Raw genomic sequence first — 26,357 nt, 5'->3', positions numbered from 1 at the left:
GCTTATCAGTGAGCGAGGAGAATTTGGAAAACAGGGCTTTTGCAGACATCGAAAGACAGGAAAAACCCTGATTATACAGGCTGTTTCTTGATGGCGCTGTTCAATTGGTGATCATGTTTTTGCCCTGCGATGAAGAGGCACTGGAAATATATAAAGCCGACCAGTTTGAAGCTCAGCTACTGGAATCCCTGAAAAGCCCGCACATCATTGGTTTCGAAGGCTTCGAAGCCAGCGAAACACCCACTGAGTACATCACGTCATTACATATGCAGGATGGAGGAGTCAATGCAACGGAAGCCGCTAAAAGTATGGCAAACTATCTGTCAACGGCGATATTGAAACAATGGGCTGAAGATCTGGCCAGAGGCCTTGCTGTTCTTAGAAAAAACAAAGTCATGCATCGGGACATCAAGCCAGACAACCTGCTTGTTCACCCAGAAGACGGCAAGCTAAGAATCGCTGACCTGGGCAATGCCTTCGAATATAAAGATGCTTTTCCCAAGGACCCCACAGGTACAGGAATGTATGCGGCCCCAGAAACACTGAAGGGAGAGCAGCAGGGATTTGAAGCCGACATCTACTCTGCGGGAATGTCTCTGATCAGCATATTCATGGACGCCGGTTTAATCGATCTGGGCACCTGGCAGGAATTTTACAAGTGTCGTGAGGAGCAACGCCCCATTCCTTTAAAACCAGAGTATCAGAAAGACGAGACCGCCAGGCTGCTCGTAGAAACGAGCCAGCGAATGATCAGCAAAGACCCACAAAAAAGGCCCAGCGCAGACAAGCTTGTGCAAATTTTCAGTGCTGAAGGCACTGGTTCCAGCAATGATGAGTAAACAGAAAGATGTTGCATAACTGTGACAAGATCAATAAGTAGGACGAAAAAACCACCACTTCTTTATGACTTTCTTGCACGAAAGTTATGATTTCAGTATATATCTTGGTCGCGACCCCGTTGTACACCCCGTATTTTCGCCATAACAATAAAGCCCTTGGAGCCCCAGAAGTATGTTAAAGCGATTATCGATTCTTGTTTTACCCCTCCTGCTGACCGTTGGAACCGTCAACCAGGCATCAGCATCCCTCTCAATGGATAACTTTCGCCTGACCATCCTGACGGAAAACTACCCGCCCTTTAACATGAGCATCGCCGACAAAAATTTTGCGCGGGAATCGGAGATCGACGGGATTGCTACCGACATCGTTCGGGAGATGATGAAAAGAGCCAGCATTGACTACACCATGACCCTTCGTTTTCCCTGGAGCAAAGTCTACAGGCTTGGGTTGACCAACAAAGATTTTGCCGTTTTCTCCATGGCACGCCTGCCCGAGCGCGAAGATAAGTTCAAATGGGTTGGACCGCTGATCGTCAATAAATACAAAGTCTTCTCTCTGGCCAGTAAAAAAATCACCATCAAAAACGTGCAGGATCTGAATAAATACAAAGTGGCCAGCGTCAAAGGCCATGCCGTCACCAGCCTGCTTAAGCAGCAGAAAATCAATTTTGAAGAGAGCCTCAAGGAAGACGCCAACGCCAAAAAACTGGAGCGTGGACAGATTGACCTCTGGGTGACCGGTGAGTTCAGTGGCTTTTATTACGCCCAGAAAGACGGCATTCCCCCGATCAAGCCCGTCTTTGAAGTGGGCAGTACCAATGATTATCTGGCGCTGAATCCATCGGTTCCCGACGCCGTTGTCCAGAAACTCCAGGCGGCACTGGATACCATGAACAGTGATGGGACGGTTGAAGACATCATGAGTGCCTATCGCTGATCGTCACTGAGCTGGATAGAAGGCAGGCTTGTGCTCACTAAAGAGACAGCCTGCCACTGTCCTGCATCAAACATTTTCCAGAAAGCCCCCTGAGCCTGAACCACTGCCCTTCCAAATCAATGACAACCTGCTTTTGATTCTATATACCTCAGCCCACTCTTCTCTCAATAAAAAAAGTGTGTGGAGCTGTAGAAGTATGATCAGACCCTTCATGTTGCTCGCTGTGTCGCTGTTTCTATTGCCGATCCTGACGACCCCTGCCTGGGCATCAGGGCCAGAGAGCAGGCTGCAATTTACGCTGCTTACAGCCAATGCACCTCCCTACAGCATGACATCTGATCACAAAAAATTTGCCAGAGACGGGGAGATTAAAGGGATCATCGCCGATATTGTGCGGGAAATCATGGCCAGGGCGGAAGTAGACTATTCCATGACCTTGCAGCTGTCCTGGGAAAAAACGTTGAACCAGGCCATGATGAAACAGCATTACGCCGCTTTTCCTGCGGTCCGAACATCAGAACAGGCAGCCCTGTTTAAATGGATCGGTCCACTGGTTACCAATAAATACGTGGTTTTTGCCCTGAGCAGTAATCCGGTGGAGATCAGCAGTCGTGAAGACCTTAAACAGTACCGGTTGGCGGTTATAAAAGATCATGCTGTGACGACAATGGTCGACAAAGACGCACAACTGGAAGAAAGCCTGACGGAGGAGGCCAGCCTTCAAAAGCTCATCCGTGGCCAGGCCGATCTCTGGGTGACCAGCGAGGCAACCGGGTATTATGTTGCCAGAGAATTCAGCCAGCACACTTCCATTCAGCCAGTGTACACGCTTGGCAAGCTGGAGGAATACCTGGCTCTGAACCCGCTGACCTCCATACCGGAAACGCGCAGGCTGCAAAAGGCACTGATCGGAATGAAGAAAGACGGCACTGTCGACAAGATCATCGACCAGTACCGCTGAACTGAGCGCCTCTCAACCAGATTTCCTGATTGAGAGGCGCAATATCTATACGTTAAGAGCCCCCTCAGGCAAAGGCAGGAAGCTCAGCAGCTTGCTACTGAAGCCATTAGCCAGGCTTGGAAACAGGCTCTCCGGGCTCTTGGTATACCCAAACCAGGCCGCCAGTGTCGCATTGACCTGATCCGCGGCAATTTCAGGAATAATACGACCATTGTTATAGTCATATTCACTGCCAGGGTTGAGGTCGGGCCAGCGGCCATGAGCCTTATGGCCCTTTACCGCCCCACCCATCACCAGTTGATGCCCTCCCCAGCCATGATCCGTTCCCGTTTCATTGGGGATAATCCGGCGCCCAAAGTCCGACATTGTAAAGGTGGTCACCTGATCCGACAGTTTCTGTTGCTCCATATTCAACTGGAAGGCCGCCATGGCTTCTGCCAGCTGTCCCAGCAGGGATTCATGCTGCCTGGCCTGACTCTTGTGGGTATCAAAGCCACCCAGCCCCAGGAAAAAGATCTGCTTCCGATGCCCCAGGCTCTCACGAATCCGGATCATCCGGGCCACCAGCCCCAGGGTTTGCCCCAGACTGGAGTCTGGAAAATCCTGATAGTCGTCTATGGCATCCAGATACCCTTTCAGCTCCTCAAGCTCATGGTAACGGCGCTCCGATGTAGCTGAGTAGTTGGACTCAAACAGATTGCTGAACTGGGAGGTAAAATGCCTTTGCATTGCTTCATAGCGCTCGGGGGTGTCCAGGCCACTGTAATTGCCAGGCTCATCCTTGGTCATGGTCAGCTGCTCCAGGGTATCGGCCCTCAGCCACTTTGACTCACCATTAAACGAGATCACCGGCGCAATGTTATTGCTCAGCAACATCGAATCGACCATACGCCCCGCCCAGCCAAACCGCTCATCAAGGTCTGCAGAGCCTGATTGCCAGAGCGTCTGCTGATGATTGTGGGCCATCAGAAACTCCGGAAGCACAGGATTTTCCCTGCCCCCGATGACCGGCTCCACCAACTGACCCGAGTTCACCATCACAGTGGCATTGCCAGCCTGAAAGGCCGGTTTCAGTGCCGCCATGGCCGGATGCAATCCCAGGGAAACACCATTGTCGGTTTTCAGTCCAGTCTCCACCAGCTGATCCGCCGGTATGGCAATTTTCGGACGTATGCTGCGATAGAGATCGTACTCCTGGCTGCTGGTGGGAATCACCATGTTATAAGCGTCATTCCCACCAAACAGGAAAATGCAGACCAGCGCACGATAGTCATTGCCGCTGGCATGGGCATTGTTGAACCCCGTCAGCGAGGGGGCCAGCAGTGTTCCCCCCATGCAGGCACTGCCTTTTATGAATTTTCTGCGTGTTATTTTCATACCCTTATCCCTGGCATCTGAATTCCGGTGAACATTGCACGGCAAATAATGTATCCCTGATTTTTCGGTCCGTGGAATAACCGTTAGCTTCGCCGTTTTTCAACATATTGGTCAGAAACTGATTCAATGCACTGGACATCAGCCCCCCAAAGAAACGCTCATTCAGCAGGTTCAAATAAACCGGTATATCATCCACCTTCTGTTCAAACGGAGTGCGGTCCCAATGCCACTTTCTCGACGAACTGCCGTTATGGCGATAAATCACTTCCCACATGCGGTTACTCATGGTCCGTGCCACCCCCATGCTGATGATTTTGAACTCCGGAGCTACCAGTTGAAGGTCATAAATTTCGCCCTTGGGGGCATAATCCGGCTCGTAAAAATTGAAGACACTGTTTGCACGAAGGGGGGACTGACCAAAGTTATTGCCGTACCAAAGCCCAGGGAAATCCCACCAACGTTTTGAATCATTGCTTTTCACGTCGAGCGCCCGGGCCAGATTGGCCATGGCGATCACCGGCTCCTTCAACTTGCCAAAATTGGTGGAGGAGCGACCCGTCTTCTGGTGATCCGACATACCCCGCCGTTTCAGGACATCCTCATCCAGCAGAATGGCTTTAAGTACGGCCTTGAGATCACCGCGAATCCCCTGTCCATTATCCTTGAAGGCTGCCGCAACCCGGTTGATGTAGAGGCGCCTGGGGTTACTGATGGTTAAACGACGAATCAACAGTGTTGCAACAAACTGAGGGGTATTGGGGTGGTTGAACAACATATCCATGGCCTGGGACAGATCCTGTTCCGCGGTCTGACCCGCCGGGAAAACCTCACCCAGTACCGCCTTTTCCTCCGTATCATGCCAGTTGGGAAACGCATACATGGGCTGGTAATAATCCTCTCTGCGCCAGCCGGTGAATACTCTGGCCAGCTCCTCCACATCCTGCTGGGTATAGACAGGGATTCTTTTCCCATTGGCATCCAGTTTAAGCTGGCCACTGCTGGTAAGCTTCCAGAGCCCGATGGTAAACAGCTGCATCACTTCCCGGGCATAGTTTTCATCCGGGCGTGAGTTGTTGGTTGGGTTGGCCTTACGACTGCCCTCCATAGTCAGAAAACGGCCCATGGCCGGACTGAGGGTCACCGCCTCCAGCAGGTCACGGAAGTTGCCAAAAGCGTGCTCCAGCAGCAAATCATAATAGGCGGCCAGCGCCTCTCCAGCCGGGCCTCCAGAAGGCGATACCACAAAAATCTGGCTCAGGGCGTAAGCCATTCTCTGACGCAGTTGATCCCTGGCGTACATAACACGGTGCCACCAGACACTGATTCGACCCTGCTCATTGGCGGAAATACCACTGATTTCAGCATATTCCCGATTCATGGCCAGGTGCAGTTCCGGCGGGCTTTTAAATTGCGCCTCCAGCCAGGCTTGAGGCCCCTGGGCCATCAACTGATCCACCTCACCCTCTTTCGGGCCATAAGTCCCATGATAAAGAAACCGGGCTGCCTGGCCACGGTTCTCAAAGTTCACAGTCACTTTTGTCACTCCTCATAGATACAATACATACCCAGAACAATGCACCGTTAATGACTTAAACAACCATGCATACTCTTTTCATCAGCCTTGAGCAGACAGTGCAGCTGTTCCAAAAACAGAAAAACCTGCGGCACACAAAATAAAGTCCTTAATCCAGTCATTCTGGATAACCGAACAGGCACTCCATAACTGAAAAATGGAAACACCACCTTTGGGATACATATAACGACTTCAAATGACTTTTTTTTATTTCAAAATGTGAAACTGATCAAAAAACCAACATTTATTTATGGTTACAAAAACACTGTCGTTGAAATTTATCGAAACACTAACCATACAGTCGAAACATTTAATTTAATTTCGACACCCGCCAGCATCCAATTGAAATAAAATCCCATAAAAAAATGCTAATACAGCTGAAACACAAAAATGAATTTCGACATAATCCATTTCACCCCCTTTAAACATCCGGTACGTTTTAATTAATCAACCCCCACTTCAGCCAACTTTTACCTCAAAGCAGTCTGCCTTTCCCTGTTTTTGAGTGGTACTGAGCACACTGCCGCTCTTTCACCATGGGCCTGTGTAGTGGTGCAATGGATCTTCAATGAAGAGAGCCTTTACCACTACTGGATGGACCGCAAAATCTACGGCAACCTGCCGGAGGAGTTGCAGCTCTGGGCAGAGGAAAACACCCCGGTACTGTCAGGCCTGTAGCTGGCCTGCTCAACTATGCCCTGGGAATGGTGGACTGGTATGAAGTAACCGTGGCGATCCGGGAGGCTGACTAACCCGGCATCCCAGGGAAGCGGAGCGCTTATGGCGGGATTTACGAAAATAACAACCCTTTACCGGCGGTTGTTTCTTTCGGAAAGAACCGGTTTTGTTTCGCGGCATAAAGTACGGATAAAAACCGTTTCCGGTTTTCTTCGTAAACGGTAGAGAAGGCAGGGTGTGGCCTTGGACACGGCTTACCTTATACTACAGGCCCTCAGGGCCACACGCTGCCAAGCATACCACCCGATGCGTTCTTTTGCGGACTGGGTGCGCAGGCGGCTTGTGCCGTAATGGAACGTGCCAGCCCTCGGGGTCTAAGATTGGCTTGATTGACCACAGGGTTATCTGATCAGCATAGAGGGAGAGTTCTTTGGTTTTTTTGCATTTGACGAACAACGTTATTGTGCATATATTTACCTTTAATGAACAATGATGTTATGCACACAAAACATGTATGGCAGTTGAATTCAGAGACAAATGGTTGGAGTCCTTTTATGAAAATGACAGGCAGGACAAACGGATACCAAAGAAGCTTGAATCAGCGCTGTTCAGGAAAATACAAATCCTGGATGGAGCCTGCAAAGAATCGGATTTAAGGATTCCACCGGGAAACCGCTTTGAACATTTGACCAATAATCTCAGCGAATGGTGTTCGATCCGGGTCAACAGACAATACCGACTGGTATTCAAATGGATTGATGGCGTAGCGGTAGACACGCACCTTGATCCGCACACGTACAGGGGATAAGGCTATGAGAGCAACCAAGAGGAGACCTGTATCCGTAGGTGACATGCTGAGGATCGAATTCATGGAGCCGATGGAGCTGAAGATTGTTGATCTGGCCGAGGCCATGGGTGTTCACAGAAATACAGTCGGCAATATCCTGAATGGCAGGACGGTGCTGACGGCACCACTGGCCATCAAACTGGCAGCAGCTTTAGGCAATACGCCTGAATTCTGGCTTAATATCCAGCATGCCTGCGACCTATGGGACACCAGAAACCGATTTAACGAGGAGTCGAAGACTGTCAGGCCTGTCACTGCCTTCAAAAGACAAAGTGCTTAGTCCATCAACCGGCCCCCATTGCCAAACCCGAAGCGTGGTCACCCAGAAAAAAGACCAGCGCTACCCCCAAAAGCTTCCGCCTGAGCGGGGATGACATTGCCAGCCTGAAGCAGGTCACCGAGGCGGTGAACGGCGTCAGCCACTCAAAGGTTTCAGAAACCAAGGTGGCGAAGGCGTTGCTGCAACTGGGCACGCAACTGCCGCCGAAGAAGGTGTTGAAGGCTTTAAGAGAGATACTTTAAACGTTACTTTTGTAGTGCTTTATTCGATACCTGATTCAATCAACCTTTCCAGGGGAGCAACTTGTACTGAGCGGAAACTGTCGCTGCTGGAAAAACGCTTGTCATTGAGTGACTGCACTACAACCTCCCGATGCTTTCTTACCCAGGGCGCCTGTTGTACTTTTCCATCGGTACCGGCCCAAACCCTGGATACACGCAATTGAGCAAGCCCCTGACTACCCGCCTTATGGTAAAGGATGAATACTTCAGGAACATCCCCGGCATCCTCAGCCCTTGGAGGGAAAGCATGGCCATCGTCAGCAAGCCAGTCAGAAAGAAAAGCGCTTAATTGCCCGGCGTCCTTAAATAACTCTCCTCCAGTACAGACCCATGGTTCTTGTGTGGACTGATCCCCTTCAGGCGGCTCAAGAAACTCTACAGAGAAATAGATCTTTACTTCCGGTGGCACCATAGGCTGGCCATCAATAAACACCTTATAACAGGCATCAAACTTTAAAGACCTGAGGCCATGCTCCCACTCATAATTAATCCAGTCGGTAAATTTACGCCACAGCACCCCCATCTCAGCATCAAACCTGACGGGATGGAATTTCCAGACACAGGTGATGTCATCCAACGGGTATCGAACCTTTATGGTTTTACAAACCGGACTGGTATTTTCAATATGTATCTCCGAATCAGCACCATAAGTAGCAGGAGTAAGCACTCGGTTGGCTATTTCTTTAATGTCTTTAAAGACATCTGATAGACCCTGCCTGAATACCTTTTTTTTATCAGAATTGATGACTAACCATTCCGATTTGAAGCGACCCGCTCCATCTGAAATAGCCTCAACATTCTCACCTAATTGCCGTGCAATGCTTGTAGCCTTGTGGAGAGTTGTACAACCCGCCTTCTCAATCCGCTGATACTGTCGATGAGAAACCCCTGCTTTTTCTGCAACCTGCGCTTGGGAAAGTCCGGCCTTGTCGCGATAACGTTTCAACACCATTGGGTTAACTTTGTAAGACTCCTGAGCCATGGGTCGCACCTGCTGAAGTGAATTGAGTCATTAGTTTAGACAATAATGATGTCGTTTAAAGTGACATCATACGACCTCATTAAAACCAGAACCCTACTTCAGCTTTCTCCCCATTCATCGCAGTCGTAAGCCCAAAACTTCTCCTTTATTTCCCGGCGCTCTGTACGCCAGTATTCCATCTGCCGGGCAGAACACCCTCTGTTTTTATTTTCATGGAACCATTGTACCTCAACAGCATTGATTGCAGGGGGTTATTGCATGGGGAGTAATGCTTCAGAAAAACCCGGGCAAGCAGGATAAAGCCCGCTAATAAAGCATAACTTCCAAACCACAAGACAGTTGTTTTTACTGGAAAAAACCACCAGATCGAAGAAAAAACCAACCCTCAACACCGACCCAGGAAAAAGGATAATTTATTGATCTATGCCAATACTTTCCTGGGGAAAAGCTGATTCCATGAGTTAGCCGCTTTTTGCCGAACAAAAAGTGTACTTCTGTATGCTCGCTGTATCGCAAGAGCTGTGGTTACCGATCGTTTTCCTACCCGGACATCGATCGTGACAAGGGCCGATCCAAGCCCATTATTCAGCTGGGCATGGTTTTTGCGTTTTAGCAGGAGCACCGTGCAGTGTAGGTACATGGATAGAAGTGCCTCCAGCGACAAAACCACAAACAATAAATCGTCTTTGCTTTACAACAGCTTGAGATAGCTCTGGCAGATAATTAACTGGCAAAAGACAGCATAAATAAGGGGTAGTAATGTCTTTGAAATCAACACCCGTCAAACGCCTCAAGGCTGGGTTTCTGGCGGTATCCATCGCCTTGTCCGGAACCTTCTATACCGCTCCAAACAACCTGGCCGAGGCCGCAGGAACCCTGACCATCGCCAGTATGGGCGAGCCCGCTTCCCTGGACCCCCACTTTATTTCCGGCACCTGGGAAAGTTACATTGTTGGCAACCTTTTCCTGGGGTTGACCACAGAAGCTGCCGATGGCTCCATCATTCCTGGTGCCGCTGAAAGCTGGAGTGTTTCTGACGGCGGTAAAGTCTATACCTTCAAAATCCGCGACCACCAATGGTCCGACGGGCAGCCAGTGACCGCCAGTGACTTCCTCTATGGCTTCCAGAGGATTCTCAAGCCGGAAACCGCCGCGGGTTATGCCTCACTGCTTTACACCATCAAGAGCGCTGAACAGGTCAATACCGGCAAAGCAGGTCCGGAAGCCCTCGGTGTCAAAGTGATTGATGACAACACCCTTCAGGTCACCCTTGAAGGCCCTGCACCGTATTTTATTGCCCAGCTGGCCCACTACACCGCCTACCCCGTACCCACTCACAAGATCAAAGAGCTGGGTAAGGAATGGGCTAAAGACAATAAAATGGTCAGTAATGGTGCCTACACCCTGGCTGAGTGGACTCCGAACGCCCGGATCCGACTGGAGAAAAACCCGAAATTCTACGACGCCAGCAATGTATCTCTGGATGAGCTCGTTTATTACCCACAGGAAGACCGGTCAGCGGTTCTGAAACGGGTTCGTGCCGGTGAAGTGGACATCGCCCGGGACTTTTCTTCCTCCGACCTGAAGTGGCTTCAGAAAAACATGCCGGGCTATGCCCGCATTGCCCCTTATCTGGGCGTGTACTATTACCCTCTGAACATGAACGACGAGGTCCTGAAGGACCAGCGGGTGCGTCAGGCCCTGGCCATGACCATCAACCGGGAAGTGCTCACGGACAAGGTTCTAAAGACCGGTGAAATTCCCGCCTATGGTTTTGTGCCTCCGGGGACCGGAACTTACGGCAAGCCTTCTGAAGTCAGCTGGAAGGACATGCCTTATGCCGAGCGCATCAAAGAAGCCCGGAAGCTGCTGGAAGCCGCAGGCTACAGCAAGTCCAACCCTCCCACCCTGAAGCTCAGCTACAACACCTCTGAAAACCACAAAAAAGTGGCCATTGCCGTTGCTGCCATGTGGAAGAAAGCGCTGGGGGTGAAAACCGAGCTGTATAACTCTGAAGTCAAGGTACATTACGCCAACCTGAAGACCCGTGACTTCCAGGCGGCCCGGGCTGGCTGGATCGCCGACTATAACGATCCCCAGAACTTCCTCAACCTGATGGAGAGCCGGAACACGTCCAACAACTACAGTGACTACAATAATGACCAGTTCAATACCCTGATGAAAAAAGCAGAACTGGAAGTGGATATGGACAAGCGCAACCAGTATATGCGCCAGGCTGAATCCATCGCCATGGAGGAAGTGGCCAACATTCCTATCTACTACTACGTGTCCAAAAACCTGGTCAATCCTAAAGTGAAGGGCTGGATTGACAACCCCAGCGATACCCATCGCGCCCGTTACCTGTCCATAGACTAATAACAATGGAACCCCGGCTGCCATGAGAAACGGTCTCCCCCCTCTCTGGCAGCCCTGTTCAGCCTCCAGCACTAACTACAGCGGTGGGCGGGGTTACTTCTGCCCTTTCCACCCTGATTGAGCATCAAGTGCTGGCTGGCGACGGTTCCCACAGGAAAGAGCGCAATTATCCATGTTCACCTATATTTCCAAGCGTCTGCTGACGGCAATCCCGACGCTGTTGATCATCATCACCCTTGCGTTTTTCATGATGCGCATTGCCCCCGGGGGCCCTTTTGATGCCGAGCGGCAACTGCCACCGGAAATTGAGGCCAACATCCTCAAGGCATATGACCTGGACAAACCTCTGTATCAGCAATACTTCATTTATGTGAGCAAGCTGCTTCAGTTTGACTTTGGCCCCTCCTACAAATTCCGGGATTTCAGTGTTACGGAACTGATCATGACCGGTCTTCCCGCCAGCATCCAGATAGGGGGGACCGCCATTCTTCTGGCAACCCTTATAGGAATCAGTCTCGGAACCCTGGCCGCCCTCTATCAAAACCAGAAAACGGACTACGCCATTATGGGTGTCGCCATGACGGGAATTGCCATTCCCAACTTTGTCATGGCCCCGATTCTCTCCCTGGTTTTCGGAGTGTATCTCGCCTGGCTACCCGTCGCCGGATGGGGAGAGGGTGCTGCCCGAAACCTGGTGCTGCCAGTGATTTCCCTGGCGCTGCCACAAATTGCTTATATAGCACGGCTGACCCGGGGCTCCATGGTCGAAGTGCTGCACTCCAACTACATCCGGACAGCCCGAGCTAAAGGTTTGCGGGAACGACTGGTGGTTGTCCGCCATGCCATCAAGGGCGCACTTTTGCCGGTGGTCTCTTATCTCGGCCCTGCTACGGCGGCGGTCACTACCGGTTCCGTGGTGATTGAGTCCATTTATGACATTCCCGGCGTCGGCCGCTATTTCGTCAATGCCGCCCTCAACCGGGATTACCCGCTGGTGATGGGAGTGGTGGTGTTCTATGCCACTCTGATCATTGTGATGAACCTGATCGTGGATGTGATCTACAGCTTCCTGGATCCGAAACTGAGGGTTAATGGATGAGTTCCCTGGTCAAACCCAACGATGCCCTGGCATCCATGAATACCCACCATCAGGAAGAAGTCGCTGGTCGTTCACTCTGGCAGGACGCCCGCATCCGGCTGATGCGCAACCGTGCGGCAGTGGTGTCCATGGTCATTCTGGCCATTATTACCCTGATGGCAGTTTTTGCCCCCCTGCTATCATCACACCCCTATGATGAAGTTTACTGGGACTTCATCCAGGTGGGCCCCAATTTTTCCGAAGGGTTCTGGTTCGGCACTGACGAGAATGGTCGTGACCTGTTTATCCGCACACTTTACGGTGCCCGTGTCTCCCTGATGGTAGGGCTGGTAGCCACCTCAGTGTCTCTGGTGATTGGTGTTACCTATGGTGCCGTTGCAGGCTATATGGGTGGCCGGATCGACAACCTGATGATGCGCTTTGTGGATATCCTCTACTCTCTGCCATTCATGTTTTTCGTCATCATCCTGATGGTGATTTTTGGCCGCCATATTTTCCTGATCTTCGTGGCCCTGGGGGCGGTTGAATGGCTGACCATGGCGAGAATTGTCCGGGGACAGACCCTGGCTCTCAAGAAAAAGGAGTTTATAGAGGCCGCCCACGCCAGCGGGGTATCCAATGCCAAAATCATTTTCCGGCACATTGTGCCCAACATTCTTGGACCGGTGATCGTCTATATGACGCTGACCATTCCCCAGGTGATTCTGACTGAAAGCTTCCTTTCATTTCTGGGCCTGGGTGTGCAGGAGCCCCTGACCAGCTGGGGCGTACTGATCTCCGAGGGGGCAAAAGTGATGGAGAGCGCTCCGTGGATGCTGGCATTTCCGGCCACGTTCCTGGCGGTAACTCTGTTCTGCTTTAACTTTATTGGTGACGGTCTGCGTGACGCACTGGACCCCAAGGATCGATAACACCATGACTGCTTTTAACGACAACTTCATTCTGGAAGTTAACAACCTCAATACCCGGTTTGATACTCCGGAGGGTGAGGTTTCCGCTGCCAACAACATTAATTTCACCCTGGAGAAGGGCAAAAGCCTGGGGGTGGTGGGAGAGTCCGGCTCCGGCAAAACCCAGATCTTCATGGCCATCATGGGGCTGCTGGCAAAAAATGGAACCACCACGGGGGAGGCCCTGTTCAAAGGACAGAACCTGCTTGGGCTGCCCACTGCTGAGTTGAACAAAGTCCGCGGCGTATCACTTTCCATGATTTTCCAGGACCCAATGACCTCCCTGAATCCCTATCTGAAAGTCTCCCGGCAGATGACCGAGGTGCTGATTGAACACCAGGGAATGAATAAAAAGGAGGCCCTGGAACGATCCATCCAAATGCTGGAAATGGTGGGTATCCCTGAAGCACGCAAGCGTGTACACATGTACCCCCACGAGTTTTCCGGAGGCATGCGCCAGCGGGTGATGATCGCCATCGCACTGCTTTGTGAGCCTGACCTGCTGATCGCTGACGAACCAACCACCGCCCTGGATGTGACCATTCAGGCCCAGATTCTTGAGCTGCTGCATAACCTCAAGGATGAGCTGGGTATGTCCATTGTCATGATCACCCATGACCTGGGGGTTATTGCCGGTATGTGCGACGATGTTATGGTGATGTACGGCGGCAGGGTGGTGGAGACTGGATCGGTCAGGGACATCTTCAGTGATGCACGCCACCCTTACACTCAGGGGCTGCTCCAATCCATGCCACGCATTGACGGCAACCACAGCCAAGACCTCTACGCCATCGCCGGTCAACCGCCTAACCTTCAGGCTCTGCCCAGTGGCTGTGCCTTCCGGCCACGATGCCAGTACGCCGATGATCACTGCCGTACCAGGCAACCCATCACCCGACGGCTTTCCCAGCGAACAGTTGCCTGTCACCGAATCCCTATGGAGGAAGCGTCATGAGCGAACCTATTCTCAAGGTGGACAACCTGAAGGTGCATTTCTCCGTGGACACTGGCACCTTCTTTACCCGCAAGAGCACACTGAAAGCGGTGGATGGCGTCGACTTTGAGCTGTACGAAGGGGAAACCCTGTCCATTGTCGGAGAGTCCGGCTGCGGAAAGTCGACCCTTGGCCGGGCAGTGCTCCAGCTTCTGCACAACACCGATGGCAAGGTGGTCTGGATGGGACAGGACATCACGGGCCAGTCCCCCAAAGCAATGCGACCACTGCGAAGGGAGATGCAGATCATTTTTCAGGACCCCCTGGCCAGTCTTGACCCCAGAATGACCATCGGGGAAATCATTGCCGAACCTCTGGTCACCCACCACCCTGATTTGCCAAAAGAACAGGTCAGGGACCGGGTTCGGGAGATGATGGACATTGTTGGCCTGCTGCCCAGGATGATCAACCGCTACCCCCACGAGTTTTCCGGAGGCCAGTGCCAGAGGATTGGCATTGCCCGGGCAATGATTCTGCAACCCCGGGTGATTGTCTGTGACGAACCGGTTTCAGCCCTGGATGTGTCCATTCAGGCCCAGATCATTAACCTGCTTAAAGAGCTCCAGGCCAAATTTGGTCTGTCTCTGTTGTTTATCAGTCATGATCTGTCCATTGTGCGGCACATCAGCCATCGGGTAATGGTGCTCTATCTCGGGAATGTGATGGAGGTGGCGGAAAAGGATAAGCTCTATAACTCGCCACGACACCCTTATACACAGGCATTGATTTCGGCGGTTCCTGTGCCGGATCCGGACCAGGAGGCCCATAAACAGCGGATTGTCCTCAAGGGCGACCTGCCCTCTCCCATCAAGCCTCCCTCCGGCTGTGTTTTCCGCACCCGCTGTCTTTATGCAGACGGCGATTGCGCAACGACAAAGCCCATACTTGAAACCTTGCCTGAATCAATGTCAGGCTCAAATGGGAGGCATCAGGTGGCTTGTCATAAACAGAGAGTGATAAACGCCGGGGCATAATGCCCATAGCAAAAGAAAAAAGGAATACCGAATGAAGGGTATTCCTCTGGATAAAGAAGCAGGCCTGAACCTGGGAGGTTAACCACAGTCATTCAGAGGGTTTGGCTCAGGCCTGCAATTCGTAGAAAGAGGAAGTCTTCTATTTTTCTTCCTCAATCAAAAGCTCCAACATACTGGAAAAAGCCATCATTGCTTTCCGGGTATCTCCATCGCCCATCTCAGCACTGATTACGGTGGAGATGGCTTCATGAACATCCAGCAATACCTGTATACGATGCTCAGCACACTGTATTTTACAAATGTCTTCCAGAAGGTTACTGTCAATCACTTCCATCACTTTTTCAGGAGTGTCTACAGCAAACAACAGGATTGGAATGATATCCATACTGCCTTCCTTGATACAACGTCGGATAGCAGGGTAAATGGTCTTATTAAAATCCGTTTCTGTCGGTATATCTTCAATATCCACAAGTTCTTCAAGATCCACGATTTCTTCTTCAATGGAGTCCATCGGAGCCATTTTCTCCATTTTTGATGGTATCCATTCTGGCTTGGGCATCAACTCACCCGACAGCCTATTCTGCTTTTCCAGCAGGCGGTATTCACCATTGTCCGATACAGAAGGGGCTGATGGAGTACGCACTGCTTTCAGCATCTCTGTTGAAACATGGCTTAATTCATCCAGAGCTTCAATATTTTCTTCATAATCATCATAAGCAATGTCTGCCAACCTGGGGGTCATCATTTCCTTCGAAATTTCACTCAGTTCATTGAGCATTGTGCAGTTTTCCGGATAGTCATCGTATTTTTTCTTTGCCTGATTCACATCATGACTTTTTGAAACATCAGGACTGTTTTTTGTTGCCTGCACAGAGTGGATGGCTCTCTGCTCTTTAAAATCCTGATATTTTTGTTTATGCAGTGCACAACCCATGATATTCAAATTGGATTGTTCCATATCAGAAATATTCACGCTGCGCATTTTATAATCAGCGATTTTCTCTGTATCTATACCCTTTGATTGCACAAAGTACTTTAAGCTTTCAATGGTTGTCATTATTTTCATGATTAATCTCCCTGGATTTATCCATCTGACTGGCTCCATTATCTATATCTCAACAAACCTGGCTATTAGACCTTTTTCCAAACCTAAAACAACCCTTTATAAAAAGGGAAGTAATACTTTGGTATAAATAAAAACGGAAATGGAAGATGAACCGGAACGATCAGAGTTTAACTTTCGAAAATAGTTAACTTTTAATAATAGGAGCGTGAGTGTTCAACCTACTACTTTCGTAGCCCCTGAAGAAAGAAAATGCCAGACAGAAACCTGCCTGGCACAGGGTCTGGAAAATCAACCTTTACTGGCCTGAAGCGCCTGCTCAATATCAGCAATAATATCGTCAATGTGCTCAATGCCAATGGATAACCGGACCATATCTTCAGTGACCCCTGCAGACTCCAGCTCCTGGGGACTTAACTGCCGGTGCGTGGTGGAGGCGGGATGGCAGGCCAGGGACTTGGCATCGCCAATATTCACCAGCCGCAGAATCATTTGCAGTGCATCAATGAATCGAGCACCCGCTTCCTTGCCCCCCTTGATGCCAAAGCTCAGAATGCCGGATGCCTTGCCTCCCGTGATCTTCTCTGCCGTTTCCCGGTATGGGCTGTCTTGCAGTCCCCCATAGTTCACCCAGTTTACCTGGGGATGGTCATTCAGATAAGCGGCCACTTTTTCCGCATTTTCACAGTGGCGCTCCATGCGAAGAGCCAGTGTTTCCAGCCCCTGCATCAGCTGAAAGGCACTCTGGGCCGCCAGAGCCCCCCCGGTATTCCTCAAGGGCACAACCCGGGCCCGGCCAATAAAGGCGGCCTCTCCCAGAGCTTCGGTATAAACCACGCCATGGTAGGACGGGTCTGGCTCATTGAGAATGGGAAAGCGCTCTTTATTCGCCACCCAGTCAAACTTGCCACTGTCCACAATGACTCCGCCTAATGTGGTGCCATGGCCACCTACATACTTGGTCAGGGAATGGACCACAATATCAGCGCCATGATCAATTGGACGACAAAAAACAGGCGTTGCCACGGTGTTGTCCACCACCAGCGGCACACCATGGCGGTGGGCAAGTTCAGCCAGTTTCTGGATATCCACAATATTCCCTGCCGGATTACCAATGGATTCACAGAAAACCGCTCGGGTGTTCTCATCAATCAAGGCTTCCAGGGCTGTGAAATCGTCATGGGAAGCAAAACGCACCTCTATGCCCTGGCGCGGGAAGGTATGGGCAAACAGGTTGTAGGTACCGCCATAGAGCTGACTGGTGGAAACAATGTTACAGCCCGCATCAGCAATGGTCTGGAGCGCATAGGTGATGGCAATCATGCCTGAGGCCACTGTCAGGGCACCAATCCCTCCCTCCAGTGCCGCCAGCCGGGATTCCAGCACCGCATTGGTTGGGTTCATGATCCGCGAATAAATATTGCCTGGTACTTTCAGGTCAAAGAGATCAGCACCGTGCTGGGTATCATCAAAGGTGTAGGACACGGTCTGGTAGATGGGCGTAGTGGCGGCACGGGTGCTTGGGTCACCTTCATAACCGGCGTGGAGTGCGAGGGTTTCCGACTTCATGGCAAAACTCCTGATGACTGGCGGTTTATCATTGTTCTGTGTAGCTGCAAAAGCGCTCCACATCATACACTGAGTTGCTCATAGACAGCCATTCTCCCGGATGACTCCTGTCTTCCAGGCTAGATATAATGCCCTCATGGTCTATCAACTCCGCCCTTATCAGAAAGATGCTGTCAACAGCGTTATCCGACATTTTCGCCACTCCAGCGATCCTGCACTGCTGGTGCTGCCAACCGGCGCAGGCAAAAGCCTGGTTATTTCAGAACTGGGGCGGATTGCCCGTGGGCGAGTGCTGGTGCTGGCCCATGTTAAAGAGCTGGTGGAACAGAATCATGCCAAATACCAGAGTTATGACCTGGAGGCTTCTATCTTCAGTGCCGGGCTGGGCCTTAAAGAGACAAAAAACCAGGTCATCTTTGGCAGTGTGCAGTCCGTGGTCAGAAACCTTGATTCGTTCCAGAGCGGTGCCGATGAACTCCCATTCACCCTGCTGGTCATTGATGAGTGCCATCGGGTATCCATGGAGAAAAACTCCAGCTATCACAAGGTGATTGATCATTTCAGGCAACAGAATCCCAACCTGAAAGTGCTGGGCCTGACCGCCACCCCTTATCGCCTGGGTATGGGCTGGCTCTACCAGTATCGTCATGCCATGAACGGCCATGACAAGGGAACCGTGCGAACCGAAGACCCGCGTTTTTTCAGGAACTGCCTTTTCGAGCTGCCGCTTTCCTATATGGTAAACAACGGCTATCTGACGCCTGCCCGCATCATCGATGCCCCCATTGTATTCTACGACTTCAGTCAGCTGACCCAGGACCGCTTTGGCCGTTACCGCGAAAAAGACCTGAACACCCTGCTGCAGGATAAAACCCGGGCCACTGAACAGATTATCCGGCAAGTCATCAAAGAAGCCGCGGAACGAAAAGGCGTTATGATCTTTGCCTCAACCGTTGACCATGCCCGTGAGATCATGGGCTACCTGCCAGACCAGGAAGCAGCCCTGATTATTGGTGATACACCGGCCAGGGAGCGGGACCGGTTAATCCGGGCATTCAAACAGCAGGAACTGAAGTATCTGGTCAATGTTTCTGTGCTCACCACCGGTTTTGATGCTCCCCATGTGGATTTGATTGCGATTCTCCGCCCCACAGAGTCTGTGAGTCTCTATCAACAAATTGCCGGACGGGGCCTGCGGCTGTCACCGGATAAACAGGATTGCCTGATCATTGATTACGCGGGCAACCGTTTCAGTCTTTTCAGCCCGGAGGTGGGCAGCCCAAAACCGGATTCCCGGGCAGTGCCCGTCACTGTACCCTGCCCGGCCTGCGGCCATGAAAACAGTTTCTGGGGACTGGTGGACAACGATGGAGACCTGATTGAGCACTATGGACGACGCTGTCAGGGTTTTGAAATCATTGAAGACACAAATGCCCATAGTGAAAGAAAAACCGTTCAGTGTGACTTTCGTTATCGATTCAAAGAATGCAACCAGTGCGGTGCCGAAAACGATATTGCTGCCCGAAAATGCCACCAGTGCCAGAAACCCATGGTGGACCCTGACCAAAAACTCAGGGATGCCCTGAACCTGAAAAACTGCATGGTGATCCGCTGCTCCGGCATGGAGATGCAGGCAGACCAGGACAAACAGGGCAGGGCACGAATAAAAGTCATCTATCACGATGAAGACGGTGCCGAGCTGAGTGAGTTCTTCCGGCTGGACACCCCCTCACAGCAAACCGTTTTCTACCATCAGTTTGGCAAGCAGGCATTGGTCAATCGGGCAGAACCCTTCAAGGCCTCATCTGTGGATAATGTTATCCACAACCGGAAAAAATTCCGCAAACCGGACTTTGTCATCGCGCAAAAAGAAAAGCATTACTGGAAAGTGCTGGACAAGCTGTTCGATTATGAAGGGCAATACAGGAAAGCATTTGAACCATGAAAGTCAGTGTCACCTATACCATTACTGGTCAGGCTCAGAACCACATCAACCAGTTGATGGCCAGGCACAGCCCGAAATTTACCGCAGTGATCTGGTCGGCCTCCCTGTCCTGTCTGTTCCTTCCGCTACTGGTGTTCAGGGACAGCCTCAGTACCATTCTGCTATCAGGGCTGTTTGGCTCTGCGTTCATCACCTTCTGGATTCTGCAACTGGCACTCAAATACGCGGTGCTCAAACGGTACAGCCTTCATTATCAGCCCGAACTGGAGCTGGAAACCCGGACCCTTGAGCTTCAGGATTCCGGCCTGCACATCACTTCATCGCTGGTAAAGCCCGCAGCCCAGCCCTATCAGCAGGTAAAAGCGGTCACTGTGGAAGACAACATTATTATCATCAAAGGCAAAAGCGGGTGGATGGAGCTAATCCCCAGGGACCAGGTGACCGAGGGAAACTGTGGGCTGCTGGTCGATGAGTTATGCCGTAAAGCCGGAATCCGGGCAGAGTCCCCCACTTCGGAGAAATAACCCTTTTTAGACCGACTCCCCAGCCAGAAAGCGGGTGATCATTGAGCCCACAGGGTGTCGGTCATCAGGCTGGCCGATCCGGCCAATCACCCGATCCGTCAGCTCAGCTCCAGCCTTATCCCGGATCCGCTCACAGACCGTTATAAAAAAATCATCAGTAAATTCAGGGTGGGACTGCAGGGTCAATATCGAATGGCCCTTTCGGGTAATGGCATGGACACAGAAGTCTGAGCCCGCCACGATCGAGAACCCGTTAGCCGGCTCAATCACCTGATCCTGATGTACTGCCAGAACCTTGAGGACATCGCCAAGACCGAACGCTCCAATCCCGGCTTTCAATGTCACCGGGTAGGCTCCCAGCCCCCAGCCACCGGAATATTGTTCAACCCGGCCACCCAGGGCTGCATGAATCAGCTGATGACCAAAACAGATCCCCAGCAGCGTTGAGCCCGCCTGATCCAGCTCCACCACAAAGGATTTCAACCGCTGAATCCAGTCGAGCGAGTCGTATACCGCGGATTTGCTGCCACTGATTATCCAGGCATCACAGGTGTCAGTTGAAGGGGGGAATTGTTGCTCGTAGCAACGCCAGACAGAGTACTTCCATTGCCCGGGCATGGTTTGCTCCACCATGACCCGATAGTCGTTATCGTAGGTTCCAAAGCGGGGAATGGCTTCAGGAGGATGGTCATCACACAGCAGAATACCCAGGTGTTTCATCTAAACCCTATTCCCTTGAATATGTTCACCCTGATAGGTTAATAAAACCTGGACAGGCTGTCAGCTAGAGAACAGCTGACCAGGCTTTATCCAAAAAGGTACCTGGTATATTTACCGTTACTAAACCATTGTCCCAACGAGCCCAGAACACTGTTGCAAACAGAGCCTACAGTTGAGTTACTCTGAACGTCTCCAGCTGCTTCTACCGGGTCACCACCTTCAGTATTGGAAGCTACTGTATTGGAAAGCTGGTCACCCACTGCCTGCTGCTCATCTTCTACTTGAAGTTCAGAGGGCATATTCTCGATAATTTCAAAAGTCTCCTCATCCCTTACATCCTCTGAGGTCTCCTGCAATTCTGGCGCTACCTCTTCTACTGAGTCTGGAGCAGACTGGGGGGCACTTCGACCGTCATTGTCCTCATCACTATTACCAGCTGAGGTTTCTCGCTGCTCTGCAGTCATCTCTTCTACTGAATCAGGAGCAGCCTGTGAAGCACCTCGGCAATCATCGTCCTCATCATAGAGCATGTCATCCAGGTCAGTTTCCTGGAGCGTTGGCTCCCTGTCTTCCGCTTCAACGGCCTTCCTTAGCTCAACAGCCTCCTTGCTGTCATCTTGCCAAAGGCGGGATCCATTACTGACCAGAACCGTATCCTGATCATCAGGATTATCTTTCAGGTCCATAGTGGTGATATTACGGTTCTGATAATCCTCCGCCTTTTCCACAACATAATCTTTAACCTTTTTTCCCCCAACAACACCACCTCCTCCAGCAGCGCCACCAACGGCCTTACCAATAGCAGGAAAGTAAGGAGCAACATAGCCGTTTACAGCAACCGTAATGCCCCACTGAAAGAATTTGCCCTTAACCACCAGGCTAACCGCTGAACCAACCAGGGAAGGGCCATACGTTACAGCAAGTCCGGCTCCGGCAACGCCACCCAGGCATACACCAGCACCAACAGCACACTTCATTCCAGGACTCATATCCATAACGATGTCTCCCATATTTCTTATTTAAACTCTTTATTCAACCGTTCAGACCCTGACCTTCACGGAAAGTTCAAACATTCTTTCCTTCTATCTGTACCCGCAAAGCCCATACTTCAATAGCCTGGCTGAGAAATCTTCTTTATTTAATGCTTGCTCTTTGGTCAAAGGACTCTATAATGAGAATCATTCTCAACAAGCGCCGATATACCACCCCTGACCGCAAGTCAGGAAACATTCTCAAAACCCACCAACGGAGGTGACTGCCACTGATCAAACATCCAGACCTGACTTAACTGGCTGATGCCAGTGATTCGCAAATCCTCATCATTTACGGCCTGGCTTTCAGGCCGTTTTTTTATCCCTTCTGCCATGGTCTGTGGTTCCAGGGGCTTCCGCTTTTTCTATTGATATGTACTTTAGTCTTATTTTTACCCGGATTGACTGACCAGAGTGTCAGCCGTACTGACACTGCTCCTCCTGCTTACACCGTTACCTTCAAAGCAGAAAATATGGGGCTCACACAGTTTTCTGTAATAAGTAACTAATGATTCGCTTTCGTTCTGGAATAACAAACAACTATTGAAACTTCTAATGGAAATACAGTCTATAAATAACAACCCACCAGTCTATTAATGAGGTTTTGTAATGGTGTATACATTTTTACGATACAGTTTTATTTTTCTTATTCTCTTCACATCCCAGCTGCATGCCAGGTATGAAGATTATGACTCAGAAACCAGGCCAAAAATTTGCTGGAAGAAAGAATCGGAGGGTACTAAAAAAGGAGACATATGTAAGATGTACAAGTATAACAAGCACCTTTTGGGCGTTGTAGAACTAATCAATAATCAACCTGTCTGTCATCGTGAATTTGATTCTGATGACATTAAGTCACCTCAGTTCGAGTTTCTTCATAACATGAATCACTATACGCTTCAAAATGAATTCCCAAGCGTCAGAGAAGAGACATTTATATCAAATTACAACCCCTGCTATCCTGGAAACTGGGATAGACCCATGCCTGAGAAAACTTCGGATTCAGACCCAAGTGACCCCTATAAAGTGTGTTTAAAGCCTGATGAATATGATGGCCATCAAATTGGTCTTCAGGACTCCGCAGCAGTTTGTCATAGCTTGGGAGGAAAAATATACAGAGGTGTGGCTGAATCAGAACAATCCATTAACTGCACAGAAAAGTGTTCATGGGTACCAAAAGGATGTGCATGGGCACGGAGAGGAGTAGTCACTATTAATCACGGAAGGAAGTCTCTTACTGAATGTTTCGATATCGCAATGGGGCGCGGCGATAAATGTGTGTCTCACGATAATTACAGCTGTGGAACGGGTGACAATCTGAACGATGGTGATTGCGCAAACGGAAAAAATCATGCCTATGAATGGGTTTGTGTTAATGTCTGTACTCCAAAATAGATACAGCTCTCAGCCGTCATGAAACGAGTAAATACGGAAAATGATAAGATCTTCAACAACCAGATACGAAAAGGACATTACTGCAATATACAACCACTACATTATAAACAGCATCGCCACCTTCGAAGTCGACCCTGTTGACTCTGAAGAAATGGCCAGGAGAGCCCAAAAAGCGCACCTGTTTCTGGTGGCTGAAGAGCACAATGAAGTGCTTGGCTATGCCTATCTGGCAAAATATCACGCCCGGCAAGCCTACCGTCATACCGCTGAAGCCTCGGTTTATCTCAAACCCGAGGCTCAGGGAAAAGGCCTTGGCCGACAGCTTTATCAGGCACTGTTCGACCAGGCCCCTCAGTATGGCATTCGGGAAATTGTCAGTATTATCGCGCTTCCCAATGAAAGCAGCGAGCAGCTTCACCGGAAAATGGGGTTTAAAAAAGCCGGAGTGCTTGAGCGCAGCGGTTATAAATTTGGTCAGTATATTGATACCGCTTTCTGGCAGTTGTCGTTAGCTTGAACCAGTGTTTGTTGAAAATGGCTGACCTAAGGGTCAGCCTCTCTCTACTTTTCAGTTAATGGTGATGAGTGTCATGGTCATGAGCTCCAAAGGTCATCACGTACTGAAGCGTAACGATGTTGTCGTCGATCGGATGAAAGCCATCGCCCTGTTGATGGGTATACTGCAGGCGCACAACGGACCAATGGGAGTGGCTCCAGGAGACCATCAGCTCGGTTTCTTTCAACTGTTGCCGATGCGGTTCAACGGTGGTCAGGGCCTGCTGCCCTGAGAATTCACCATAACGGATCCCCCCGGCCCATTGAGGGTTAATCTGATAGACACTGCCAAGATACCAGCCATCATGGTAATTTTTCTCCAGTGGTAGCTCAGTGACTTTGTCTGCCCTCAGATACTCCCCGGAAAGGGTCAGGCTGTTACCCCTATCATGCTCACCGGTCCACTTCCAGGCCATGTCCACGCCATAAAGTTGCTTACCTGTATATCGGGCAGTATGGCTGTGGCCATGGTCGTCTTTGTGTATTTCGTGAACATGATCATGACTGTGTTCGTCATCGTGATGGTGCATTGAGGGTAAAGGCGAAAGGCCATTACGGTTTCGAAGATAACTCAGTCCAACCTGCCAGCTGTGGCTCTCTCCAAGATCTCCGCCGATTTTGGTATAACCCGTGAAAACCCCTACTGATTCTGGATTAGCAAGTTCATGAGCCCTCATTTTTCTGCCGCTGAAGGCTTCTGCTCCAATCCTCCAGCGAAGATCTACTGGCATCACCAGCTCAAAGCCAACGCCATCGTCGTAATAGTGTGATCCCAGAAGCGCACGATACACAGCAGGTCGATCCGTAAAAGCGTCCTCATGCACATGCTGACTGTTCAAATACCCCACCCCGGAAAAAAACCGTCCAGCCCTTACTGAAACGCCTGCCGGAAGCGAAAGTGTCTTGATAAAAGCCTCCTCAAGCTCAAACTCAGCTTTATGATCATGCTGGTGCACCACTCCGGTCAATGTTCCATAGAACAGGTCATCAACAGGTGAACGGATGCTTAACTCTGTGTGCCCCAACCCAAACCCTTTGTCCTTTTCACTCAGGGCCTTTGTCCCGGACTGATAATACCCATCCAGTATCAGGCTGAACTCGGGGTCAAACAGACTGTCGGCAAGGGCAATGGAACCAGACAGAGCCAGGGGAAAGGCCAGCAACCCTGAAAGAGAGCGGCCTGTACTTTGTAACATCCATCTTCTGGTTTTACGGCTATTGATCATCGATTTTACCCAGCGTTTCAATGGCTAAGGTAAATTGTTATAGTATAACATTGCACTTTTGCCAGAAGATGAAGTCGGTAACGATCAACACTGTTTCACAGCCCCGGATAAAAGCGGCCCCCCTTTCAGAGCCAATCAGAGAAAGGGGGAGAGAAAGCGATTTGGAAGGAGTCAGGCCGTAAAGCAACCAATCAGACAAGCAGGGTCAGGCAGCCGCTTCACCAGGGATAAGGTGCACATCCCTTTGTGGGAAAGGTATTTCAATACCGGCCTCATCCAGAGCCAATTTGATCTTTTCATGAAGTTCAAAAAAAACATCCCAGTAGTCAACCGACTTAACCCAGGGGCGCACCACAAAATTGACAGAGGAGTCCGCCAGGGCACAAACACCGATGGTCCAGGCAGGACTTTTCAGCACCCTGGCATCGTCTTCAAGGACCTTCTGAACCACTTCCCGTGTTCTCTTTAAATCAGCGGAGTAACTGACTCCTATAGTGAGATCCACTCGCCTCTGTCCCGTACGGGTGTAGTTGATGATGTTGTTACTGAGAATATTGTTGTTTGGCACCACGACCATTTTGTTATCCGGGCTGATCAGTGTTGTGGTGAAAACATGTACCGCTTCAACCTTTCCGGAAACTCCTCCCACCTCCACAAATTCGCCCATTTTCAATGGACGGAAGATGATCAGCAGAACACCGGCAGCAAAATTGGACAGCGACCCTTGCAGTGCCAGCCCTATTGCCAGCCCGGCAGCACCGATAACAGCCACCAGAGAGGCCGTTTGTATCCCAATCCGGCCAAGAGCGGCGGCAATCACAAAGGCCAGAATCAGGTATTTCATCAGATGGCTGACAAAACTGGCGATGATGCCGTCCATATTCCTCTTCAGCATGACCTTTTCCATCGTTCTGCTGATGAGACGGGCAACATAAATCCCGATAACCAATGTCAGTATGGCTGCCACCAGATTGACCGAGTACTCAATAAACAAGCCCTGGTTGTTATGAAGCCAGTGGGCAGACTGATCCAGAATTTCAGTATCCATGGGAACTCCTTGCTGAAAGCAGAAGCTGAACAAGTGGGAAGCAGTAAGGTAAGCAATAGAAAGAAGGGGTTACACCTGGAATTTAGTGGACAGTGATCGCTTTTTCCAACGCGGTTAAAATAGAGGGTTAATG

25 protein-coding genes are annotated in these 26,357 nt (G+C 50.5%); 15 read left to right on the top strand and 10 right to left on the bottom strand.

Annotated features, from left to right (window positions below; translation table 11 throughout):
- The first annotated feature begins 113 nt into the window (after window positions 1-113).
- The 3 genes from ACNRUY_RS13095 to ACNRUY_RS13085 all read left to right on the top strand — a co-directional run bounded on the left by ACNRUY_RS13095 (window position 114) and on the right by ACNRUY_RS13085 (window position 2,737).
- Complete coding sequence (locus tag ACNRUY_RS13095) at window positions 114-839, top strand: protein kinase family protein (RefSeq protein WP_488112091.1); 726 nt, start codon at window positions 114-116, stop codon at window positions 837-839.
- Window positions 840-1,011: 172 nt separating this feature from the next.
- The gene (locus ACNRUY_RS13090; protein WP_488112089.1) at window positions 1,012-1,776 is read left to right on the top strand and encodes a substrate-binding periplasmic protein; all 765 of its coding nucleotides are present in this window, start codon (window positions 1,012-1,014) and stop codon (window positions 1,774-1,776) included.
- Between the two features lie 196 nt (window positions 1,777-1,972).
- Window positions 1,973-2,737, top strand: a complete 765-nt coding sequence (locus tag ACNRUY_RS13085) for a substrate-binding periplasmic protein (RefSeq protein ID WP_488112088.1) — start codon at window positions 1,973-1,975, stop codon at window positions 2,735-2,737.
- A 45-nt stretch (window positions 2,738-2,782) separates the two neighbouring features.
- On the opposite strand, the gene ACNRUY_RS13080 is transcribed toward ACNRUY_RS13085, so the two are convergent.
- Window positions 2,783-4,114, bottom strand: a complete 1,332-nt coding sequence (locus ACNRUY_RS13080) for a DUF1501 domain-containing protein (RefSeq protein ID WP_488112087.1) — start codon at window positions 4,112-4,114, stop codon at window positions 2,783-2,785.
- A 4-nt stretch (window positions 4,115-4,118) separates the two neighbouring features.
- Complete coding sequence (locus ACNRUY_RS13075; protein WP_488112086.1) at window positions 4,119-5,648, bottom strand: DUF1800 domain-containing protein; 1,530 nt, start codon at window positions 5,646-5,648, stop codon at window positions 4,119-4,121.
- A gap of 588 nt (window positions 5,649-6,236) precedes the next feature.
- Between ACNRUY_RS13075 and ACNRUY_RS13070 the strand changes: the two genes are divergently transcribed.
- The 3 genes from ACNRUY_RS13070 (at window position 6,237) to ACNRUY_RS13060 (ending at window position 7,492) form a co-directional block, all read left to right on the top strand.
- A complete protein-coding gene (locus ACNRUY_RS13070) occupies window positions 6,237-6,365 on the top strand; it encodes a hypothetical protein (RefSeq protein ID WP_488112085.1) in 129 nt (42 codons plus the stop codon).
- A 514-nt stretch (window positions 6,366-6,879) separates the two neighbouring features.
- A complete protein-coding gene (locus tag ACNRUY_RS13065; RefSeq protein ID WP_488112084.1) occupies window positions 6,880-7,173 on the top strand; it encodes a type II toxin-antitoxin system RelE/ParE family toxin in 294 nt (97 codons plus the stop codon).
- Window positions 7,174-7,177: 4 nt separating this feature from the next.
- Window positions 7,178-7,492 carry a HigA family addiction module antitoxin gene (locus tag ACNRUY_RS13060; protein WP_488112083.1) on the top strand — a complete coding sequence of 105 codons (315 nt, stop codon included), beginning with the start codon at window positions 7,178-7,180 and terminating at the stop codon, window positions 7,490-7,492.
- 261 nt (window positions 7,493-7,753) lie between these two features.
- Here ACNRUY_RS13060 and ACNRUY_RS13055 read toward each other — a convergent pair whose 3' ends face one another.
- Entirely contained in the window at window positions 7,754-8,755 is a 1,002-nt protein-coding gene (locus tag ACNRUY_RS13055; RefSeq protein ID WP_488112082.1) for a helix-turn-helix transcriptional regulator, read from the bottom strand.
- A 759-nt stretch (window positions 8,756-9,514) separates the two neighbouring features.
- Here ACNRUY_RS13055 and ACNRUY_RS13050 point away from each other — a divergent pair.
- The 5 genes from ACNRUY_RS13050 to ACNRUY_RS13030 all read left to right on the top strand — a co-directional run bounded on the left by ACNRUY_RS13050 (window position 9,515) and on the right by ACNRUY_RS13030 (window position 15,148).
- On the top strand, window positions 9,515-11,131 hold the full coding sequence (locus tag ACNRUY_RS13050) for a peptide ABC transporter substrate-binding protein (RefSeq protein WP_488112081.1): 1,617 nt from the start codon (window positions 9,515-9,517) through the stop codon (window positions 11,129-11,131).
- Window positions 11,132-11,303: 172 nt separating this feature from the next.
- Window positions 11,304-12,230 carry an oligopeptide ABC transporter permease OppB gene (oppB, locus tag ACNRUY_RS13045; protein WP_488112080.1) on the top strand — a complete coding sequence of 309 codons (927 nt, stop codon included), beginning with the start codon at window positions 11,304-11,306 and terminating at the stop codon, window positions 12,228-12,230.
- Window positions 12,227-13,141, top strand: coding sequence for an ABC transporter permease subunit (locus ACNRUY_RS13040; protein WP_488112079.1), 915 nt, complete (start codon window positions 12,227-12,229; stop codon window positions 13,139-13,141). The genes oppB and ACNRUY_RS13040 overlap by 4 nt, the downstream gene beginning before the upstream one ends.
- Before the next feature lie 4 nt (window positions 13,142-13,145).
- Complete coding sequence (locus ACNRUY_RS13035) at window positions 13,146-14,135, top strand: ABC transporter ATP-binding protein (protein WP_488112078.1); 990 nt, start codon at window positions 13,146-13,148, stop codon at window positions 14,133-14,135.
- On the top strand, window positions 14,132-15,148 hold the full coding sequence (locus ACNRUY_RS13030) for an ABC transporter ATP-binding protein (RefSeq protein WP_488112077.1): 1,017 nt from the start codon (window positions 14,132-14,134) through the stop codon (window positions 15,146-15,148). The genes ACNRUY_RS13035 and ACNRUY_RS13030 overlap by 4 nt, the downstream gene beginning before the upstream one ends.
- A 139-nt stretch (window positions 15,149-15,287) precedes the next feature.
- Here ACNRUY_RS13030 and ACNRUY_RS13025 read toward each other — a convergent pair whose 3' ends face one another.
- Together ACNRUY_RS13025 and ACNRUY_RS13020 are read right to left on the bottom strand one after the other, a co-directional pair.
- Window positions 15,288-16,253 (bottom strand): hypothetical protein, encoded by a 966-nt coding sequence (locus ACNRUY_RS13025; RefSeq protein WP_488112076.1) that lies wholly within the window; start codon window positions 16,251-16,253, stop codon window positions 15,288-15,290.
- 249 nt (window positions 16,254-16,502) lie between these two features.
- Entirely contained in the window at window positions 16,503-17,780 is a 1,278-nt protein-coding gene (locus tag ACNRUY_RS13020) for an O-acetylhomoserine aminocarboxypropyltransferase/cysteine synthase family protein (protein WP_488112075.1), read from the bottom strand.
- A 136-nt stretch (window positions 17,781-17,916) separates the two neighbouring features.
- Between ACNRUY_RS13020 and radD the strand changes: the two genes are divergently transcribed.
- Both radD and ACNRUY_RS13010 read left to right on the top strand, forming a co-directional pair.
- Window positions 17,917-19,725, top strand: coding sequence for a DNA repair helicase RadD (gene radD / locus ACNRUY_RS13015; RefSeq protein WP_488112074.1), 1,809 nt, complete (start codon window positions 17,917-17,919; stop codon window positions 19,723-19,725).
- Window positions 19,722-20,249 carry a hypothetical protein gene (locus ACNRUY_RS13010; RefSeq protein WP_488112073.1) on the top strand — a complete coding sequence of 176 codons (528 nt, stop codon included), beginning with the start codon at window positions 19,722-19,724 and terminating at the stop codon, window positions 20,247-20,249. The genes radD and ACNRUY_RS13010 overlap by 4 nt, the downstream gene beginning before the upstream one ends.
- A 6-nt stretch (window positions 20,250-20,255) precedes the next feature.
- Here the strand turns inward: ACNRUY_RS13010 and ACNRUY_RS13005 are convergent, their stop codons facing one another.
- The 3 genes from ACNRUY_RS13005 to ACNRUY_RS12995 all read right to left on the bottom strand — a co-directional run bounded on the left by ACNRUY_RS13005 (window position 20,256) and on the right by ACNRUY_RS12995 (window position 22,335).
- Complete coding sequence (locus ACNRUY_RS13005) at window positions 20,256-20,969, bottom strand: type 1 glutamine amidotransferase (protein ID WP_488112072.1); 714 nt, start codon at window positions 20,967-20,969, stop codon at window positions 20,256-20,258.
- An 86-nt stretch (window positions 20,970-21,055) separates the two neighbouring features.
- Window positions 21,056-21,964 carry a hypothetical protein gene (locus tag ACNRUY_RS13000; RefSeq protein ID WP_488112071.1) on the bottom strand — a complete coding sequence of 303 codons (909 nt, stop codon included), beginning with the start codon at window positions 21,962-21,964 and terminating at the stop codon, window positions 21,056-21,058.
- Between the two features lie 224 nt (window positions 21,965-22,188).
- Window positions 22,189-22,335, bottom strand: coding sequence for a hypothetical protein (locus ACNRUY_RS12995; protein WP_488112070.1), 147 nt, complete (start codon window positions 22,333-22,335; stop codon window positions 22,189-22,191).
- A gap of 427 nt (window positions 22,336-22,762) precedes the next feature.
- On the opposite strand from ACNRUY_RS12995, the gene ACNRUY_RS12990 reads away from it, so the two are divergent.
- Together ACNRUY_RS12990 and ACNRUY_RS12985 are read left to right on the top strand one after the other, a co-directional pair.
- Window positions 22,763-23,395, top strand: coding sequence for a hypothetical protein (locus tag ACNRUY_RS12990; protein ID WP_488112069.1), 633 nt, complete (start codon window positions 22,763-22,765; stop codon window positions 23,393-23,395).
- Between the two features lie 40 nt (window positions 23,396-23,435).
- Complete coding sequence (locus ACNRUY_RS12985) at window positions 23,436-23,912, top strand: N-acetyltransferase family protein (RefSeq protein WP_488112068.1); 477 nt, start codon at window positions 23,436-23,438, stop codon at window positions 23,910-23,912.
- A 55-nt stretch (window positions 23,913-23,967) separates the two neighbouring features.
- On the opposite strand, the gene ACNRUY_RS12980 is transcribed toward ACNRUY_RS12985, so the two are convergent.
- On the bottom strand, window positions 23,968-25,146 hold the full coding sequence (locus ACNRUY_RS12980) for a hypothetical protein (RefSeq protein WP_488112067.1): 1,179 nt from the start codon (window positions 25,144-25,146) through the stop codon (window positions 23,968-23,970).
- Between the two features lie 235 nt (window positions 25,147-25,381).
- Window positions 25,382-26,224 carry a mechanosensitive ion channel domain-containing protein gene (locus tag ACNRUY_RS12975; RefSeq protein WP_488112066.1) on the bottom strand — a complete coding sequence of 281 codons (843 nt, stop codon included), beginning with the start codon at window positions 26,222-26,224 and terminating at the stop codon, window positions 25,382-25,384.
- Window positions 26,225-26,357 lie beyond the last annotated feature (133 nt).

This window comes from Endozoicomonas sp. Z74 (assembly GCF_057680865.1).
The sequence above is the reverse complement of the archived record's forward strand: the minus strand, read 5'-3'. Positions and strand labels throughout refer to the sequence as shown.

Coding starts and splice junctions, on each gene's coding strand:
- ACNRUY_RS13095 (WP_488112091.1), top strand. CDS start 114: ATGTTTTTGCCCTGCGATGAAGAGGCACTGGAAATATATAAAGCCGAC.
- ACNRUY_RS13090 (WP_488112089.1), top strand. CDS start 1,012: ATGTTAAAGCGATTATCGATTCTTGTTTTACCCCTCCTGCTGACCGTT.
- ACNRUY_RS13085 (WP_488112088.1), top strand. CDS start 1,973: ATGATCAGACCCTTCATGTTGCTCGCTGTGTCGCTGTTTCTATTGCCG.
- ACNRUY_RS13080 (WP_488112087.1), bottom strand. CDS start 4,114: ATGAAAATAACACGCAGAAAATTCATAAAAGGCAGTGCCTGCATGGGG.
- ACNRUY_RS13065 (WP_488112084.1), top strand. CDS start 6,880: ATGGCAGTTGAATTCAGAGACAAATGGTTGGAGTCCTTTTATGAAAAT.
- ACNRUY_RS13060 (WP_488112083.1), top strand. CDS start 7,178: ATGAGAGCAACCAAGAGGAGACCTGTATCCGTAGGTGACATGCTGAGG.
- ACNRUY_RS13055 (WP_488112082.1), bottom strand. CDS start 8,755: ATGGCTCAGGAGTCTTACAAAGTTAACCCAATGGTGTTGAAACGTTAT.
- ACNRUY_RS13050 (WP_488112081.1), top strand. CDS start 9,515: ATGTCTTTGAAATCAACACCCGTCAAACGCCTCAAGGCTGGGTTTCTG.
- oppB (WP_488112080.1), top strand. CDS start 11,304: ATGTTCACCTATATTTCCAAGCGTCTGCTGACGGCAATCCCGACGCTG.
- ACNRUY_RS13040 (WP_488112079.1), top strand. CDS start 12,227: ATGAGTTCCCTGGTCAAACCCAACGATGCCCTGGCATCCATGAATACC.
- ACNRUY_RS13035 (WP_488112078.1), top strand. CDS start 13,146: ATGACTGCTTTTAACGACAACTTCATTCTGGAAGTTAACAACCTCAAT.
- ACNRUY_RS13030 (WP_488112077.1), top strand. CDS start 14,132: ATGAGCGAACCTATTCTCAAGGTGGACAACCTGAAGGTGCATTTCTCC.
- ACNRUY_RS13025 (WP_488112076.1), bottom strand. CDS start 16,253: ATGGAGCCAGTCAGATGGATAAATCCAGGGAGATTAATCATGAAAATA.
- ACNRUY_RS13020 (WP_488112075.1), bottom strand. CDS start 17,780: ATGAAGTCGGAAACCCTCGCACTCCACGCCGGTTATGAAGGTGACCCA.
- radD (WP_488112074.1), top strand. CDS start 17,917: ATGGTCTATCAACTCCGCCCTTATCAGAAAGATGCTGTCAACAGCGTT.
- ACNRUY_RS13010 (WP_488112073.1), top strand. CDS start 19,722: ATGAAAGTCAGTGTCACCTATACCATTACTGGTCAGGCTCAGAACCAC.
- ACNRUY_RS13005 (WP_488112072.1), bottom strand. CDS start 20,969: ATGAAACACCTGGGTATTCTGCTGTGTGATGACCATCCTCCTGAAGCC.
- ACNRUY_RS13000 (WP_488112071.1), bottom strand. CDS start 21,964: ATGGATATGAGTCCTGGAATGAAGTGTGCTGTTGGTGCTGGTGTATGC.
- ACNRUY_RS12995 (WP_488112070.1), bottom strand. CDS start 22,335: ATGGCAGAAGGGATAAAAAAACGGCCTGAAAGCCAGGCCGTAAATGAT.
- ACNRUY_RS12990 (WP_488112069.1), top strand. CDS start 22,763: ATGTACAAGTATAACAAGCACCTTTTGGGCGTTGTAGAACTAATCAAT.
- ACNRUY_RS12985 (WP_488112068.1), top strand. CDS start 23,436: ATGATAAGATCTTCAACAACCAGATACGAAAAGGACATTACTGCAATA.
- ACNRUY_RS12980 (WP_488112067.1), bottom strand. CDS start 25,146: ATGTTACAAAGTACAGGCCGCTCTCTTTCAGGGTTGCTGGCCTTTCCC.
- ACNRUY_RS12975 (WP_488112066.1), bottom strand. CDS start 26,224: ATGGATACTGAAATTCTGGATCAGTCTGCCCACTGGCTTCATAACAAC.